The 17,094-nt window shown below is 60.7% G+C and carries 13 protein-coding genes; 7 read left to right on the forward strand and 6 right to left on the reverse strand.

Translation table 11 applies throughout. The features are described from left to right. The first annotated feature begins 95 nt into the window (after positions 1-95). From ACOOHD_RS03720 to glpK, 3 genes are all read left to right on the forward strand, one after another. Positions 96-1,937 (forward strand): M1 family metallopeptidase, encoded by a 1,842-nt coding sequence (locus tag ACOOHD_RS03720; RefSeq protein WP_420460222.1) that lies wholly within the window; start codon positions 96-98, stop codon positions 1,935-1,937. 79 nt (positions 1,938-2,016) lie between these two features. Beyond that, positions 2,017-3,231: a glycosyltransferase family 4 protein gene (locus ACOOHD_RS03725; protein ID WP_420460223.1), complete on the forward strand. Its 1,215-nt coding sequence runs from the start codon at positions 2,017-2,019 to the stop codon at positions 3,229-3,231. Positions 3,232-3,282: 51 nt separating this feature from the next. Next, positions 3,283-4,773, forward strand: coding sequence for a glycerol kinase GlpK (gene glpK / locus ACOOHD_RS03730; protein WP_420460224.1), 1,491 nt, complete (start codon positions 3,283-3,285; stop codon positions 4,771-4,773). A gap of 60 nt (positions 4,774-4,833) precedes the next feature. Here the strand turns inward: glpK and truB are convergent, their stop codons facing one another. Genes truB through ACOOHD_RS03745 form a run of 3 tightly spaced genes read right to left on the reverse strand, consistent with a single transcriptional unit; the run spans position 4,834 to position 6,741 of the window. Continuing rightward, entirely contained in the window at positions 4,834-5,541 is a 708-nt protein-coding gene (truB, locus tag ACOOHD_RS03735; RefSeq protein WP_420460225.1) for a tRNA pseudouridine(55) synthase TruB, read from the reverse strand. Positions 5,542-5,562: 21 nt separating this feature from the next. After that, positions 5,563-6,360 (reverse strand): undecaprenyl-diphosphate phosphatase, encoded by a 798-nt coding sequence (locus tag ACOOHD_RS03740; protein WP_420460226.1) that lies wholly within the window; start codon positions 6,358-6,360, stop codon positions 5,563-5,565. 3 nt (positions 6,361-6,363) lie between these two features. Beyond that, entirely contained in the window at positions 6,364-6,741 is a 378-nt protein-coding gene (locus ACOOHD_RS03745; protein WP_420460227.1) for a DUF3098 domain-containing protein, read from the reverse strand. A 59-nt stretch (positions 6,742-6,800) separates the two neighbouring features. Between ACOOHD_RS03745 and ACOOHD_RS03750 the strand changes: the two genes are divergently transcribed. Then, the gene (locus ACOOHD_RS03750; protein WP_420460228.1) at positions 6,801-8,360 is read left to right on the forward strand and encodes an amidohydrolase family protein; all 1,560 of its coding nucleotides are present in this window, start codon (positions 6,801-6,803) and stop codon (positions 8,358-8,360) included. A 24-nt stretch (positions 8,361-8,384) separates the two neighbouring features. Here ACOOHD_RS03750 and ACOOHD_RS03755 read toward each other — a convergent pair whose 3' ends face one another. From ACOOHD_RS03755 to ACOOHD_RS03765, 3 genes are all read right to left on the reverse strand, one after another. Beyond that, positions 8,385-10,550 (reverse strand): glycoside hydrolase family 3 N-terminal domain-containing protein, encoded by a 2,166-nt coding sequence (locus ACOOHD_RS03755; RefSeq protein WP_420460229.1) that lies wholly within the window; start codon positions 10,548-10,550, stop codon positions 8,385-8,387. Between the two features lie 92 nt (positions 10,551-10,642). Continuing rightward, the gene (locus ACOOHD_RS03760; RefSeq protein ID WP_420460230.1) at positions 10,643-12,133 is read right to left on the reverse strand and encodes a GH3 auxin-responsive promoter family protein; all 1,491 of its coding nucleotides are present in this window, start codon (positions 12,131-12,133) and stop codon (positions 10,643-10,645) included. 38 nt (positions 12,134-12,171) lie between these two features. Then, a complete protein-coding gene (locus ACOOHD_RS03765) occupies positions 12,172-13,116 on the reverse strand; it encodes a lytic transglycosylase domain-containing protein (RefSeq protein WP_420460231.1) in 945 nt (314 codons plus the stop codon). Positions 13,117-13,282: 166 nt separating this feature from the next. On the opposite strand from ACOOHD_RS03765, the gene ACOOHD_RS03770 reads away from it, so the two are divergent. From ACOOHD_RS03770 to dnaG, 3 genes are all read left to right on the forward strand, one after another. Further along, positions 13,283-13,864: an RNA polymerase sigma factor gene (locus ACOOHD_RS03770; RefSeq protein ID WP_420460232.1), complete on the forward strand. Its 582-nt coding sequence runs from the start codon at positions 13,283-13,285 to the stop codon at positions 13,862-13,864. Positions 13,865-13,894: 30 nt separating this feature from the next. Continuing rightward, positions 13,895-14,713, forward strand: a complete 819-nt coding sequence (locus ACOOHD_RS03775; protein ID WP_420460233.1) for an anti-sigma factor — start codon at positions 13,895-13,897, stop codon at positions 14,711-14,713. 253 nt (positions 14,714-14,966) lie between these two features. Then, on the forward strand, positions 14,967-17,015 hold the full coding sequence (dnaG, locus tag ACOOHD_RS03780; RefSeq protein WP_420460234.1) for a DNA primase: 2,049 nt from the start codon (positions 14,967-14,969) through the stop codon (positions 17,013-17,015). Positions 17,016-17,094: the final 79 nt, after the last annotated feature.

Below are 17,094 nucleotides of genomic sequence, written 5' to 3' on the forward strand. Positions count from 1 at the left end.
GCTACGGCCGCGGCGAGATAACTCGAACTGATAGCTGATTCTTAGGCCCTGTGGGAAAGCAGTAGTCAAGCTACCTTCGCACAAAATTCGACCCCGTGCCACGAGCTTTCTACCGCCTGTTCCTACTGCTTTGCACCTGCGGCCCCGCCCTTCTGTTTGCGCAGCCCGACCGCTGGCAGCAACGGGTGGAGTACGTAATGGACATCGACTTCGACGCCGCTGCCCACCAGTACGCCGGTACCCAGCGACTGACCTACCACAACAACTCGCCGGATACGCTCGACCGCGTGTTTTACCACCTCTACTTCAATGCCTTTCAGCCGGGGAGCCAGATGGACCTGCGCAACCTGACCCTGCCGGACGCCGACGACCGCGTGAACGACCGTATCAGTAAGCTCACTCCGGACGAGATCGGCTATCTGCGGGTAAAAACGCTGGAGCAGGACGGTCAGGCGCTCACCTATACGGAGGCGGAGACCATCCTGGAGGTGGCCCTGGCCGAGCCAATCCTACCGGGTGATAGCACCGTATTCACCATGAGCTGGGACGCCCAGGTGCCGCTGCAAATCCGCCGTAGCGGACGCGACAACGCCGAGGGCATCGACTACAGCATGGCGCAGTGGTACCCTAAGCTGGCCGAGTACGACTACCAGGGCTGGCACGCCAATCCCTACATCGGCCGCGAGTTCTACGGGGTGTGGGGCGATTTTGACGTGACCATAAATATCGATAGCAAGTACGTAGTGGGAGCCACCGGCTACCTGCAGAACCCCGGGGAGATTGGCTACGGCTACGCGCCCGACCCGGCTGAGCGGCCGGCCCGACTAAGCTACCACTTCGTAGCCCCCAACGTGCACGATTTCGTGTGGGCGGCCGACCCCGACTACGCTCACGATACGCTGCGGCGGTCGGACGGTACCACGCTCAACTTCTTCTACCAGCCGGGTGAGGAGACCACCGAAAACTGGCGGGCACTACCGCCGATCATGGACTCGGCCTTTGCCTACATCAATGCCCACTACGGTCCCTACCCCTATAAGCAGTACAGTTTTATCCAGGGGGGTGACGGGGGCATGGAGTACCCCATGGCCACGCTCATTACCGGGCAGCGCAGCATGACGAGCCTGGTCGGCGTATCCGTGCACGAGTTGATGCACACCTGGTACCAGATGCTGATGGGCACCAACGAGAGCCTCTACGCCTGGATGGACGAGGGCTTCACGAGCTGGGCCAGCAGCGAGGTGATGAACCAGCTACGGGCCGAGGGGCTCATTCCGGGGGAGGTAGCCGAGAACCCGCACGCGCGCACCTACGAGAGCCTGCGGGGCTTCCGTAGCACCGGACTGCAGGAGCCGCTGAGTACCCACGCCGACCACTTTGCCACCAATGCCGCCTACGGGGTGGCGAGTTACACCAACGGCGCGGTCTTCCTGGAGCAGCTCCGCTACATCATCGGCGAAGAAGCCTTCGACTGTACCCTCAAGCGGTACTACCACGACTGGCGCTTCAAACACCCCAACCCCAACGACTTCATTCGCGTGGCCGAAAAGTGCAGTGGGCTGGAACTAGACTGGTACTGGGAATACTGGATCAACGGCACCAACTACGCCGACTACGCCGTGGTCAACGTGGACAGTAGCGGTACCCGGACCCGCATCGAGCTGCAGCGGCTGGGACGGATGCCGATGCCCCTGGAGGTGACCGTGAGCTTGAAGGATAGTACGCAGCAGTACTACTACATCGCGCCACAGATCCTACGCGGTGAAAAACCACAGCCCGCCTACGCGACAAACTGGACGGTTCTCCCCGACTGGGGGTGGACGGCACCGAACTATTCCTTTACGCTCGACCTTGACCAACGAGCCATTCAGTCCGTGCGGCTCAATGCACGGGGCAGGATGTACGACGACGACCCCGCCAACGACCGTTGGGAATAATTTTGCGGCGGGGCAACGTTTGGTTACCTGCGCTTATCAGAGTGTACAGAAGACCTACCCCCCGCCACGCCACCCTAGTATGAACCTACTCGTCCTGACCAAGAAGTTTCCCTTCCCCCTGAAGGACGGGGAGAGCCTGGCCATCCACGGACTCACGAAAAGCCTGAGCGAGCTAGGCTGCCGGGTCAGCCTGCTGGCGATGAATACCTCCAAGCACTACTTTGCCGGTACCGATCTGCCCGAGGAAATGGATCACTACCAGGAGGTGCGTACCGTGGCGGTCGACAACGCCATTAGCCCCGTCGACGCCGTGGCCAATCTGGTACGGGGCACCTCCTACCACATCAGCCGCTTCGACCAGGATACCTACCGGGAGGCCCTGAGCACCTGGCTCCGGGAAGCTACCTTTGACATCGTCCAGCTCGAAACGCTGTACCTGGCGCCCTACCTCAGCACCATCCGCCGGCTCTCCAACGCCCAGGTGGTCATGCGGTCGCACAACGTGGAGCACGAAATCTGGGAGCGCTGTAGCGAGAACATCGGCTTTGCCCCCAAGCGCTGGTACCTGCGCCACCTCACCAAGCAGTTGCGGGACTACGAGCGTAGCCAGCTCAATCAGTACGACCTCCTGCTGCCGATCACGCCGCGCGATAAGAAGCACTTCGAGCGACTGGGGTGCCGTAGCGAGACCTTCGTACTCCCCATTGGGCTGGAGACTAAGTGCGGTCCGCCCACCTACGACAGCTACGCCACGGCTCCCAGCCTACACTTTATCGGCTCGCTGGACTGGCTGCCCAATCTGGAGGGCCTGCAGTGGTTTTTGAATGACGTCTGGCCGCAGCTACACGCCCGCTTTCCGGACCTGGAGTTTCATATTGCCGGCCGCAATATGCCCCACGCCATTCAGCAGCTACGGATGGACCGGGTCGTCGTACACGGCGAGGTAGCCGATAGCTGCTCCTTCGTCTCGGCGCACAGCATCAGTGTCGTGCCCCTACTCAGTGGAAGTGGCATGCGGGCTAAAATTCTGGAGGCCATGTCGCTGGGCCGGACCGTAATTACGACTACCGTGGGGCTGGAGGGTATCCGGGCGCGCAACCGCCGCGATTTATTTATTGCCGATACCGCCGCCCAATTTCTCCTGGCCATCGAGGACTGCATCCGCCGCGGCCGCAAGTTGGAACAAATCGGGCGTAACGCTCACGCTGCATTTCACCGGCATTACGACCGCCGCGAACTGGCCCAGCGGCTGCTAGAGCGTTACGAGCAGCTAGTTATGGCCGAGCGGGTCTAGGCGGGCCTCATACGGGGGTGCCTATATTGTGGCACACACCCATCGCCGATCATGCCTAGTTACGTACTCGCCCTTGACCAGGGCACGACCTCCTGCCGCGCCATCCTCTTTAGCCACGACGGTACTATCATAGGTACCGCTCAGAAGGAATTCACCCAGTACTACCCCCAACCCGCCTGGGTAGAGCACGATGCGAACGAGATCTGGACGGCCCAGGCCGCCGTAGTGCGCGAACTGCTGGAGCGCACCAAAACTACTGCTTCGGACATCGCGGCCATCGGCATCACCAACCAGCGGGAGACCACCCTCATCTGGGACCGGGCAACGGGTGAGCCGATCCACCACGCCATCGTCTGGCAGGACCGACGTACGGCGGGCCGCTGTGACCAGCTCAAAGAACGGGGGCTGACGGACCACGTACGGCAGACTACCGGACTGGTCATCGACGCCTACTTCAGCGGCACGAAAATCGACTGGCTCCTGGAGAATGTGCCGGGGGCGCGGGTGCGGGCCGAACGGGGGGAGCTCTGTTTCGGCACGATGGATAGCTGGCTGGTGTATAAGCTGACCGGTGGAAAGGCGCACGTCACGGACGTCACGAATGCCGGCCGGACCATGCTTTTCGATATCCGCAAGCGGGACTGGGACGAGCGGCTGCTGCGGGAATTGCAGGTGCCCCGGGCGCTGCTGCCGGAGGTGCGGTCGAGCAGCGAGGTGTATGGGCAGACGGAGGTATTCGGGGGCTCGATCCCGATTGCGGGCATGGCCGGCGACCAGCACGCGGCGCTGTTCGGTCAGGCCTGCTTCGAACCCGGACAGGCCAAGAACACCTACGGCACGGGCTGCTTTATGCTGCTGCAGACCGGTACGGAGGCGGTGCCGAGTAAACACGGTCTGCTGACGACCATCGCCTGGGAGATCGACGGCAAGACGGAGTATGCGCTGGAGGGCAGCGTCTTCATTGCCGGGGCGGCCATCCAGTGGCTGCGCGATGGGCTCAAGCTTATCGACGAGGCCCCCGACAGCGAGTACTACGCCCGCAAGGTGGAGGACACGGGGGGGGTGTTCGTGGTCCCTGCTTTTGCGGGGCTCGGGGCCCCGTACTGGGACATGTACGCCCGCGGGGCCATCTTCGGGCTTACCCGGGGTACCTCCAAAGCCCACATCGTGCGGGCTACGCTACAGAGCCTAGCCTACCAGGTCAAGGACGTCCTCGAAGCGATGCAGAAGGACGCCGGTACGGAGCTGAAGACCCTGCGCGTAGACGGGGGCGCCAGCGCCAATAACTTCCTGATGCAATTCCAGGCTGACATCCTGGGCACGACCGTGGAACGGCCGCGTATCGTAGAGACCACCGCCCTGGGGGCTGCCATGCTGGCCGGCCTTGCCGTGGGCTTCTGGAAGCGCGGCGATCTGGCTGCTACCTGGCAACTCGGGCAGGAGTTCACGCCGGAGATGGGCGAGGAGGAGCGCAGCAGACGGTATGCAGGTTGGCAGAAGGCCATCGAGCGTACGAAAGCGTGGGAGGAGGCGGACGTGTAGCGACGACTTTAGTCGTCACGCTGCTTTGTGATCCAGGCAGCGTGACGGCTCAAGCCGTCGCTACACGGAAATAGCCTCCAGCAACTCCTCCAGCACCCAGGCATCCTCCACCCGGTAGGGGCCCACGGCCGTACGCCGTAGCGCCGTCAGGTACCCGCCACTTCCCGCCGCCCGGGCCAGATCGTGAGCCAGGGAGCGGATATAGGTCCCCTTACTACAGCTGATCGCGAAATCAACTGAAGCCCCGGTAAAATTGCTGAGGTCAAACTGACTCACCTCCACCGAGCGGGCCTTCACCTCGATAGTCTCCCCCCGTCGGGCCCGCTTATAGAGCGGCTGACCGTCGACCTTGATGGCAGAGTACATAGGCGGTACCTGCTCGATGAGGCCGGTGAATTGCTGAGTGTGCTGCCGGAGTAGTTTGAGGCTAAGGTGCTCGGTAGGGTAGTGGGTATCCTCCTCCGTCTCGGCATCGTAAGATGGGGTGGTGGCACCGAGCCTGATCGTTCCGGTATAGCCTTTACCGAGGCCTTCCAGCTCCTGAAGTTTCTTCGTCCAGGGGCCGACGCAGAGATTGAGTAGGCCGGTAGCCATGGGATCCAGCGTACCGGCATGGCCGACCTTGAATTTCTTTACGCCCAGGTGCTTGCGGATGCGCCAGCGCAGCTTGTTGACGACATCGAAGCTGGTCCAGCCCCGCGGTTTGTCGATCAGAAACATGGCCCCCTCCCGGAAGGCGAAGGGGGGGCTGGTCGTAGGAGAAAGCATAGGGAGGTATAGGTGCCGGACCTAAGCCGCAAGCGATTTAATGACAAGCACGATAAGGGCCACCGTGAAGCAGTAATAAGCGAAGTACTTCAACTCTGCCTTTTTGACCAGTTTGATCATCCAGACACAGGCGGCGATGCCCGTGAGAAAAGCCGCCACGAAGCCTACCGACAACTCCACGGCCGAACTGGTAGCCGTGAAGTCGCCGTCGAGTACGTCCTTCGCCATCTTGCCCAGAATGAGCGGTACGACCATCAGGAAAGAAAAACGCGCCGACTTCTCCCGGTCGATGCCCAGCAGCACGCTCGTAGAAATGGTAGCGCCCGAGCGACTGATACCGGGTAGGATGGCGATGGCCTGAGCGATGCCGATGAGTACGGCATCCTTCCAGTCTACACTCTTCTCGGTGCGTTTGGCCCGATCGGCTAGAAAGAGAAGTAAGCCGGTCACCACCAGCATCAGGGCTACGAGCACGATCTGGCGGTCAAATAGCGTGGTGAGTACGGCATCGAACATCACCCCCACGATAGCCGCCGGGACCATACTCACGATGATTAGAAGGGCGAACTTCGTACCCCCGTTCCACCCAAACTTGAACAGATCAGCAAGTATCTCGGCAACGTCCCGCCGGAATACCACGATGGTGGCCAGCGCCGTAGCCGCGTGGAGCGTCACGGTCATCAGCATACTATCCTGGGCCAGACTAGTATCGTTGAATAGCCACTTAGTCAGTTCCAGGTGCCCACTGCTACTGACGGGCAGGAATTCGGTAAGGCCCTGTACGATGCCCAGGACCAACGCGCGCAATATGTCCGCCACAGCCTACTTTTTAAAGATCGCGTAGATGACCACGCCTAGGCCGCAGAGAATGATGATCGGTGCAAGGGTGATGCGCCGAAAGCTGTAGATGACGCTTTCGTCGAATACCGTCGGGTCATCACCACGTCCTCCGATCATGAATAAAAATCCGATGACGACCAGTAGAAAGCCGCCACCCAGCCAGAGATAGGTAGCGCGACCGAAGACTAGCGGGCGGGTGCTGCGCTCCGCATCGGTAGTAGTTGCCGCCGCCGTCGCCGTCGCCGCCCGTCGCTCCGCGGTCACCTTTGGCGTAGCCACCACGCGGATCGGCTCGGCCGCTCGGGCCGGCTCGGCCACGGTGCTGCTACTACGGCCTTTTTGCTTTTTACGCTTACTCATGCGGGTCGCTGGTTCGGTTGGGCGCCCGCAAAGGTAAGGGAATGTGCTACATTCGCCGTATGCCACGATCTACCCTTCGCCTTCTGCTGTTCGTTTGCACCTGCGGCCCCGCCCTAGTACTAGCTCAGATGACGGATGCCGCGCCCCGGGGGGAGTTCGGGGAGGGGCCCTTCAACCAGCTAATTATCCGCGGGGTGACCCTGATCAATGGGAACCTGGCGCCGCCGATCGGACCGGTGGATATCGTGATCGAGGGCAACCGTATTGTTTCCACCCGTACGGTCGGCTTCCCGGGGGTGATGATCGACTCAGCAGGTAGGCCACCACTCAAAGCCGGTGGACGGGAAATCGATGCCACGGGTATGTATGCCCTACCCGGGTTCGTGGACATGCACGGACATACCGGTGGCCGCGCCCAGGGTACAACGCCCGACTACGTATACAAGCTCTGGCTCGGCCACGGCATCACCACGGTGCGCGAGCCGGGAAGTTTTAACGGACGGGAGTGGACGCTGGCGCACAAACGGCGGTCGGAAGCCAATGAGATCGTCGCGCCCCGCATCATGGCCTACGTGGGCTTCGGCATGGGCCGGGAGGAGCCCTTTACCACTACCGAGGAGGTAGGTGAATGGATCCGGGCCAACAAAGCGGCTGGAGCCGATGGCATTAAGCTGTTTGGTCTGCGCCCCGATCTGATGGAGGCTGCTTTATCCATAAACAAAGAAATTGGGTTGCGCAGCGCCTGCCACCACGCCCAGCTCAACGTGGGGGAGTGGAACGTCCTGAAATCCGCCCGCGCCGGCCTGACCACCATGGAGCACTGGTACGGCCTGCCCGAGGCGCTCTTCGAGGACCGCAACGTGCAGGATTATTCGGTAGACTACAACTACCAGAACGAGGAGCACCGGTTCGGGGAGGCCGGAAAGCTCTGGGAGCAGGCCGCCGCCCCCTACAGCGACCACTGGAACGCGGTGCTGGACGAGCTCATCGCCCTGGACTTCACCATCAACCCCACCTTCAATATTTATGATGCGAACCGCGACGTGATGCGGGCGCGCAATGCCGACTGGCACCAGGAGTACACCCTGCCCAGCCTGATGAAGTTTTACGCGCCGAGCCGCGTGAGCCACGGCAGCTACTGGCACCACTGGGGCACGGAGCAGGAGGTGAACTGGAAGCGTAACTACCAGCTCTGGATGATCTTCGTCAACGAGTACAAGAACCGCGGCGGGCGGGTCACGGCCGGCTCCGACAGCGGCTACATCTACCAGCTGTACGGCTTCGGCTACATCCGCGAATTGGAGCTGCTGCGCGAGGCCGGCTTCCACCCCCTGGAGGTGATCCAGGCCGCGACTCTGCATGGGGCCGAAGCCCTAGGGATGGAGGACCGGATCGGCACCATTGAGCCCGGCAAACTGGCCGATATCGTGCTGGTAGCCGATAACCCCCTGGCGGACCTAAAGGTGCTCTACGGCACCGGTACCACGCGCCTGACGGAGGATAACGAGGTGACCACGACCGAAGGCATCCGCTATACCATTAAGGATGGCATCGTGTACGACGCGGTGGAGCTGCGGGAGGCGGTGAAGGCGATGGTGCGGGAGGCTAAGGCGCGGTAGTCGTCGTCGGCCGACCATTCCTGATCATTCCTCATAATCAAACTCCGCCTCCAGCTCCCCCACCATCAGGCGGAAGGTACCTGGCTCGGTCACCCACTCGTTGTCGCGGCCGACGAAGGCGAGGTCCTCGGGGGTAAGCTGAAAGGTCACCGTCTGCGACTCTCCGGGTTCGAGGTGGAGCTTGGTAAATTTACGCAGCCGCTTCACGCTAGGGGTAATGCTGGCTACCAGATCGCTGGAAAAGAGCAATACGGAATGCCGCCCGGCCCGGTTCCCGGCATTGGTGACGCGCAGGCTGACGGTCATGGTGTCGTCCGGATTGAGCACGCGGCTGCTGAGGGCTAGATCCGCATAGGTGAAGTCGGTGTAGCTGAGGCCGTAGCCGAACTCGAACAGTGGATTGTAGGTACCGTTACGTGCCTCGGTAGGTTTGTGGTCGTACAATACCAGGGCGTTGGGCTCGCGGGGGTAGGTGAGGGGGAGTCGTCCGCTGGGGTTGACCCGCCCGGAAAGAATCCCGGCGATGGCATCGCCGCCCCGGGGACCGGGGTAGGGGGCAAAGAGCACGGCTTCGGAGCGATTGGCCATGCCGGTCATCAGCCGTGGCCGACCGGCGGTCATGATCAGCGCGAGGGGTTTATCGAGGCTATCTAGCGCATTGAAGAGCCGGCGCTGTACGGCGGGCAGCACCAGGCTATTGATGTTGCCGGGGTCTTCGGTGTAGGAGAGCTCTCCCACGCAGAGGACGATGATGTCCGATGCGCGGGCCAGCGACACCGCGCGGTCGATGTCGATGAGGGTATCGAAGCCTACCCCCTCGGTATAGGTCACGCGGCCGGGGAATTCCCGCTCCACGGCCTCGCGGATGGTGTTGTAGTCCGCTAAGTAGGTATCCGCTTCCTGCCCCTGCCAGCTGTAGGTCCACCCGCCGTTGAGGCTGCGCATGTTATCGCTCGTAGGGCCCACCACCAGGATACGCTGCTCGGGCTTAATGGGCAGTGGTAGGCCGTCGTTCTTCAGTAGTACGATCGACTCCTCCGCCGACTGAAGCGCCCGTCGACCGTACGCCTCGCCGCCAAACTCAGGGAAGGATTCGGGATCCCAGAGGTGTTTATCGTACAGCCCCAGGGCCACCTTTACGGCCAGGATACGGGCCACGGAGGTGTCGATGCGTGACTCGGTGAGTTGTCCCTCCTGCACCAGTTCTACGACGACCTGCGGAAAGTCAGTAGTCACCGCCGTCATGCTCATGTCCATGCCGGCGTCGATGGCCATCTTGACGGCTTCCTTCAGGTCTCGGGCCACCATGTGGCGTTCGTAGAGGTAGCGTACGTCCTGCCAGTCGGACACCAGCAGTCCCTCGAAGCCCATCTCTCCGCGCAGGATATCGGTCAGCAGTTCCTTACTGCTGTGGACCGGCACTCCGTTGATTTCTCCGCTGTTGATCATTATGCTCAGCGCGCCGGCGTCGATGGCCGCCTGGTACTGCGGCAGGTAGTACTCCCGGAGCTGGCGCTCCGGCAGGTAGGCCGGGGTGCGATCGCGTCCGCTGAGCGGCGAGCCATAGCCGGTAAAGTGCTTGAGGCAGGCGGCCACCTTCGTCGAGTCGGCTACGTTTTCACCCTGGTAGCCCCGCAGCATGGCTAGTCCGAAGACCTTGTTCACGTAGGGATCTTCGCCGAAGCTCTCGTAGTTGCGTGGCCAGGCGGGCTGGCGCCCCACGTCCATGGCCGGACTGAAGTTCCAGGGGATGCTTGCCGCCTTCATCTCGTAGGCCGTGATCTCGGCTAGCTCCCGGGCCAGGGTGGTATCGAACGTAGCCGCCACACCCAGCGGTTGGGCGTAAAGCGTGGCCCCCCTGACGTAATTCACGCCGTGGATCGCGTCCTGCCCGTAGAGCACCGGCACCCCCGTGGTGGCCATGGCCTTTTCCTGGATCGCGCCAATGTACTGCCTAAACTCGGCCGGCGTGGGGTAGGTCCGGCTCGGGTGATTCAGGATGGACCCAATTTCGAGCTCCCCCACTACGCGGTCCAATCGTTCTTCGCTGAGCACGGGGGGCACGGTGAGTACGTAGGTCGGTCCTTCGAATACTAAGTCAATGGCCACCTGGGTCATCTGCCCGGCCTTCTGCTTTAGCGTCAGCCGTTCTACCTCCCGCTGCACGAAGGCGTTCTGCTCTTCGCTCAAGAAAGAGAAGGTTTGGGCGCGTACGCAGGTGCAACACAGTAGGCAAAAGCTCAATACCACTCGGCAATTCATAGGCTCGGTCTAATTGGCCGCTAAGCTAAGGAATTCCCCAGGGCGTCCGCTAGTTTGCGGTCGTTGGCCAGGCGGGGTACCTTGTTCTGCCCCCCTAGTTTACCCTCCTCCTTCATGTAATGGCGGAACGCCCCGGCGGGAAGGGGCGTCACTACGAGCGGACGTAAGATCTTACCCTCGATCAAATCCCGGTAGTAGCTGTTAGCGCGGACCACTGCCCGGTCGAGCGCCGCAGCAAACCCTTCTGCATCGGTGGGCGGCTGGCTATATTCCACCAGCCACTCGTGATGGGGTAACCCAGTTGCTGGATTCACCTGCGGGGCTACGGTAAATTCGGTGACCTCGACCCCGTACTGGGGGGCTACTTCCCGTAATGCTTCTTCCACTTCCTTGCCAATCACGTGCTCCCCGAAGGCGGAGATAAAGTGTTTGGTGCGTCCGGTAATGCGGATACGGTGGGGAGCCATGCTGACAAATTCTACCGTATCGCCGATGTTGTAGGCCCATAGGCCGGCCGAGGTGCTGAGTATAATGGCGTAATTCACGCCGCGCTCCACCTCTCCGAGCGACAGGCGGGTTGGCCGGTCCCTACCTATTTCGTCAGCCGGCACAAATTCAAAAAAGATGCCACTGGCCGTATTCAGCAGTAGACCCGGTTCGGTCTGGCTGTCCTGAAAGGCGAGGAACCCCTCGCTGGCTGGGTAGGTCTCTACACTTGGGATTCGCTCACCCACCAGCCGCTCCAGGCTATCGCGGTAGGGCGCGAAGTTGACCCCGCCGTAGACGAATATCTCCAGGTTGGGAAAGACTTCCTTTACGGTGGCTTTGCCCGTGCGGGCCAGTAGCCGCTCGTAGTACATCTGTACCCAGGGAGGTATCCCACTGACGAGGCGCATGTCGGCCGCCAGGGTTTCGTCGACGATGCGCTCCAACTTAGTTTCCCAGTCCTCGATGCAATTGGTCGCGTAGCTCGGCAGCTGGCTGCGGCGCAGCCAGGCCGGCACCTCGTGATTGACGATACCGGAGAGTCGGCCGGTGGGGATGCCATTGGTATCGTCCATCTCCGGACTCCCGCTCAGGAAGATCATCTTGCCGTCCAGCCAGCGGCTATGCCCTGTTTCGGCTACGTAGTTAAACAGGGCAGTACGGGCCGAACCGAAGTGGTTGGGTAGGCTCTCGTGGGTGAGGGGAATGTACTTTATGCCGCTGGTCGTACCGCTTGTCTTTGCTAGGTAGCGCACCCGACCGGGCCAGCTCACGTCCCGTTCGCCGGCCTTGATGCGTTCGGCGTAGTCGCGAAAATCCTCGTAGTCGCCGATCGGCACCCGCTGCTTGAAATCCGTATAGGTATGGATAGCCCCGAAATCGTGGTCGCGCCCGAAGGCAGTATACTGGGCGGTACGTACCAGGTCGCGGCGGATTTCTTCCTGTAGTTCCACCGCCAGTCCGGCCTGGAAAACAAGGCGGCGGCGGGTATAGTGGGCGTAGGGTTTAAGGAGGGTGGCTAGCATGGGAGAAATATAGTGGAGTGGTGCGGCTAAAGCCACGACTACGGTAGGGGAATGCGCACCTCGTACTGCTTACCCGGGCGTACGGTTAGGCTCCCGGAGACTAGCCAGGGGTTGTACAGTTTGAGCATGCGGTAGGTAGTACCCTCGGCGCGGGCCAGGTCGCCCAGGTTGGGTACGGAAGTTGTGATCGTAACGGTACGGTAGCGGTCTAGGGCCGGGTACTCGTCCTTGGACTCCAGGTAGTAGCCGAACTTCTCGGGGTGTTGGAGGATGGTCTTAAGGGCTACGATGCGAAAGAGGTACTGCATGGTTTCTCCGTTGATGTCGAGATCCACAAGCTCCTCGGCGCGCTGCTTTTCTAGCCATCGCTTGAGGTTCGGACCACCCATGTTGTAGGCAGCGGCGACTTTGTGCCAGTCGCCGAACTGCCGGTAGTAGTCGTGGAGATAGGTCGCCGCGGCCCGGGTGCTCTTTTCCAGATCGAGGCGCTCGTCTACCTCATCGGTGACCTCCAGTCCGAAGGCCCGGGCGGTCGGGGCCATGAACTGCCAGACCCCCCGGGCTCCGGCTGGACTGCGCACATTATCCAGTCCGCTCTCCGCGGCGGCCAGAAACTTGAGGTCGTCCGGAAGGCCTTCCTCCTGTAGGACGCGCTCAAGGGTAGGAAAGAAGCGGCGCCGCCGTTTGAGCAGTAGTAAGGTGTTGCGGTGGAAGTAGGCGTTGCGCATCAGTTCCAGGTCGAGCCGCTCGCGCACATCGAAGTTCTCCAGGGGCAGGGGCTGGCCGGCAAAGGAGAAGGGGCCATGTAGATCCATGGGGTGTACCCGCTGGGGCAGGGCATACGTTAATGTATCGACAGCTGCTGCGTGTGCGGCAGCCGGCTCGATCGCTACCGAGGCACGTTCGTCGTGGGTACTGAGGAGAATTAACCAGCCTAGTAGAAACACCAGGCCAATCCCAATACCACCGAGAACCGCTTTCATGCGTAGCTTTTTTTCATCCGTGCGTAGGTTATTGCCGGCGCACAAAGTACTCCAACGGTGAAGGAGACGTGTGAATTCACGTCCGAATAGCTTTATTTCCCTTGGTCAGCAAAAAAAATAACTTACTTTGCACCTGCGCCGCGCCGCATTAATTTTATCCCCCAGTATGCCCTCACCGGCCAATCAGGACAAGCAAGATACCCTTCTCGAACTTCTGTTGAAGAAGGACGAGGCCGGTATGCGCTACCTTTTTGACCACTACGGGGGTGCCCTCAACAATATTATCGGCCGGATTGTCACCGAGCCACAGATCTGTGAAGAGGTGTTGCAGGACGTCCTGTTGCGCATCTGGGAAAACGCCGACTCCTACGAACCGGGCAAGAGTCGGCTCTTCACCTGGATGGCCCGCATTGCCCGAAATGCGGCCATTGACCGGGTGCGCTCTAAGGGCTACCGACAAAATGGCAAAACCGATGGGATTGACGCCATCGTAGTTAACCATACCACCTTGAGCGAGACGATGCCCGTGGAGCACATCGGACTCGCGAAGCTGCTTGACGCTTTGGACAACAACTACCGGTCGATAATTGACCTGCTCTACTTTAAGGACTACACGCAGGCCGAAACTGCCGAGGCTCTTGATCTGCCCCTGGGTACGGTCAAGACCCGGTCACGCCGTGCCCTGCAAAAACTGCGCGAACTGCTCAAAAACGAACTCATCATTCTTCTAGTTATCGCCTTATTCTAATCTAACTACCAACTCTCTCTTTAACAACCTGTGGACATCCAAGCATACATAAACTCCGGCGTTCTGGAACTTTACGTTCTCGACCGCCTCAGCCCCGACGAGCGTCGGCAGGTGGAGACGTATGCCGAGCAGTACCCCGACGTACGGCAGGAGATCGAAGAGATTGAGTTGGCGCTGGAAGAGTATGCCATCCTCAACGGTCAACTCACCCCACCGGCACCCACCGCGCTGACGGCCGTGCTCGCGGCGCTGCCGACGACCACGGCCGCCGCCCGACCCACAGCCGCAAAAAATGATCCGCCACCACCCAGGCGGCCTAACTGGCCGCTGTGGCTGCTCGCCCTGGCGCTCGGAATGGCCCTCTTCGGTCTGTACTACTTTTACCAACAGGCGCAGCGCCGTGGTACCTCCATCGGCGAGCTGCAGCAACGCTTCACTACCCTCGAACAGGACTGTGAGCGCATCCGCGACAACAACCAGGAGAACCGGCAGCAACTGGCCCTGCTCAGTGATGCAGACACCCGGGGGATCGTGCTGGCCGGATCGGATAACGCCCCGGACAGCCGCGCTGTCGTCTTCTACAATCAGCAGGCCGGTGAAGTGCTTTTTTCCGCCGCTAACCTGCCCGCTCCACCTGCCGGTAAGCAGTATCAGCTCTGGGCCATCGACGCCAACGGCCCGCAGGACCTCGGAGTCCTCGACGAGGAGCTCACCAGCGATACCCTGCTCGACGTGCGTTTCATACCCAATGCCGCCGCCTTCGCGATCACGCTGGAAGATGCCGGGGGCAAACCCAGCCCGGACCTCTCACAGTTGCAAGTGATCGGTGAGGTACCCACCGCCCCCTAAAAAACTGCCCCGGTCCGCCTATAGGCAGCCGGGACAGTCCACACACTATGAGAACACCCATTAAATTCTTGCGGTCGTAAGCGGGCCGCGCCGCGGTGTACTATTAAGACAATTGGGGACCAAAAAAGTATGCATCCCTAACCGGCTGCTTTGGTTAAAAAAGCCTTAAGGCTTCTGACCGTCAGCGAGTTATGAATCCGGTTATGCTACTGTCTGACACTTAGCCGACGATCTGAGTCCGTACCTTTACGCCATGATCACGGAAGACAGCGTCCGGGAGGTAATCGATTCCGCCCGTATCGAGGATGTAGTAGGGGATTTTGTCAATCTGCGGCGCCGGGGGAACAACTACATGGGCCTGTGCCCCTTCCATAATGAGAAGACGCCTTCCTTCAACGTCAACCCCGCCCGGAACATCTACAAGTGCTTCGGCTGTGGGGTAGGGGGCGACCCGGTAAAGTTTCTGATGGAGCTCGAGCAGCTCTCCTTCCCGGATGCCATCAAGTGGATCGCCGGAAAGTATAATATTCAGTTAGAGGAAAAGGAGGTCAGCCAGGAGGTACGCCAGGAGCTACAGGAACGCGAAAGCCTCCTCATCACCAACGACTTCGCCCGCTCGTACTTCGCCGATCAGCTCTACCACACCGAAGAGGGAAAGAGTATTGGATTGGGATATTTCAAGCAGCGGGGCTTTCGCAAGGACACCATCGAGACCTTTGGCCTGGGCTATGCTTCTACCCAGCGTGACGGCCTGTACAAAGCCGCCACCGCCGCCGGCCACAAGGAGGAGCAGCTCGAAAAGCTCGGACTCGTGCGCAACCGCCGCGACTTCTTCTTCGACCGCGTGATGTTTACCATTCACAACGTAGCGGGTAAGCCCATCGCCTTCGCCGGTCGCATCCTCAAGCAGAACGTCAAGGCACCGAAGTACGTCAACAGTCCCGAGACGGAGATATACCACAAATCGGACGTACTCTACGGCATGTACCAGGCCCGGCAGACGGTGCGTAAGCTCGACCTGGTGTACATGGTGGAAGGCTATACCGACGTCATCAGCCTGTACCAGAACGGCATCAAAAATGTCGTTGCCACCTCCGGTACGAGTCTTACGGGTGGGCAGGCCCGGCTCGTGAAGCGCTTCACCGAAAACGTAACGCTGCTCTACGACGGCGATAAGGCCGGCATCAAGGCAGCCCTGCGCGGCGTGGACGTACTGCTCACAAATGACCTGAACGTGCGGGTGGTGGTCTTACCCGATGGCCACGATCCGGACAGCTACCTGCAGGAGGTGGGTATCACCAGTTTCGAGGCCTACCTACAGGATACGACCCACGACTTTCTCTTCTTCAAGGCCGATCTTCTGCTGGAAGAAGCCGGCGATGACGTGGGCAAGCGTACGGAGGCCATCCGCGATGTCAGTAGCACCCTGGCCCTGGTCAACGATCCACTCAAACGAGCCGGTTACCTCCAGCAGTTCAGCACCCGCCTGGGGCTCGACGAGACCCTTCTTGTCAATCTGGTGAACAAAGCCATCGGCGACCGACGCAAAGCGCAGCGCAAGGAGCAGGAGCGGGAAGCGCGGCGCGAGCGCCGCGCGGGCGGCGGCGGCAACACCTCCGACGGAGCACACGACGATGACTGGGCGGGTTTACGGGAGCCGGGCTGGGCCGGCGATACCGATGGTAGCCCGGAAGCTCCGCCCGCTGCCCGGCAGGATTTCGTTGCACCCGCTACCGAGGCCCCTGCCCTTTCCGCCGGTCATTCCTTTCAGGAACGCCACCTGGTCGAATTACTCGTACGGCACGGTCACCAGTGGTACGATGAGGAAGCGGGCGTGACCATTGCTGCTTACCTAACCAGTAACGTGGCCGACCTCCTCCAGTCCTTCGATGCTCCAGCCTTCCGAGATATGGTAACGGCCGTGACCGAGCAGGTACGTAGTGGACAGACCCCTGCCCCGAGTTGGTACGCCAGTCAGCCCGATCTTACGCTGCGTAAATTGGCGGTGGACGCCGCGGTAAGTCCCTACACCTACAGCCCCAACTGGAAGGAGATGTACGGGCTGCACCTCTCGCAGAAGCTACCGGAGGACAACCACCGCCTGGCTGCCGAGACCTTTTTGTATATCTTCCGCATGGAAAAGATTGAGCGCAAGGCCCGCGAAAATGCCGCCAAGATCGTAGAACTTGAACAGGAGGGTAAGCTCGATCAGCTCCGAACCCACCTCAAGGTACAGATGAAACTGCAGCAGTTACGCGCTGATCTCGCCAGGGAGTTGGGTACCGTCGTACTGCACAATTGATACTCCTACATCCGCTTTTTGTCGCCACTTGTCTGAGCCTTCAACAAACCAAAGCAGGCCGCGTGCGATATAGTAGCTA

It is taken from the genome of Neolewinella sp. (genome assembly GCF_965214665.1).
GTDB lineage: Bacteria > Bacteroidota > Bacteroidia > Chitinophagales > Saprospiraceae > Neolewinella.

Excerpts from the sequence above, each read along its gene's own strand:
- ACOOHD_RS03725 (WP_420460223.1), top strand. The coding sequence starts at position 2,017 with ATGAACCTACTCGTCCTGACCAAGAAGTTTCCCTTCCCCCTGAAGGAC.
- glpK (WP_420460224.1), top strand. The coding sequence starts at position 3,283 with ATGCCTAGTTACGTACTCGCCCTTGACCAGGGCACGACCTCCTGCCGC.
- truB (WP_420460225.1), bottom strand. The coding sequence starts at position 5,541 with ATGCTTTCTCCTACGACCAGCCCCCCCTTCGCCTTCCGGGAGGGGGCC.
- ACOOHD_RS03745 (WP_420460227.1), bottom strand. The coding sequence starts at position 6,741 with ATGAGTAAGCGTAAAAAGCAAAAAGGCCGTAGTAGCAGCACCGTGGCC.
- ACOOHD_RS03750 (WP_420460228.1), top strand. The coding sequence starts at position 6,801 with ATGCCACGATCTACCCTTCGCCTTCTGCTGTTCGTTTGCACCTGCGGC.
- ACOOHD_RS03760 (WP_420460230.1), bottom strand. The coding sequence starts at position 12,133 with ATGCTAGCCACCCTCCTTAAACCCTACGCCCACTATACCCGCCGCCGC.
- ACOOHD_RS03765 (WP_420460231.1), bottom strand. The coding sequence starts at position 13,116 with ATGAAAGCGGTTCTCGGTGGTATTGGGATTGGCCTGGTGTTTCTACTA.
- ACOOHD_RS03770 (WP_420460232.1), top strand. The coding sequence starts at position 13,283 with ATGCCCTCACCGGCCAATCAGGACAAGCAAGATACCCTTCTCGAACTT.
- dnaG (WP_420460234.1), top strand. The coding sequence starts at position 14,967 with ATGATCACGGAAGACAGCGTCCGGGAGGTAATCGATTCCGCCCGTATC.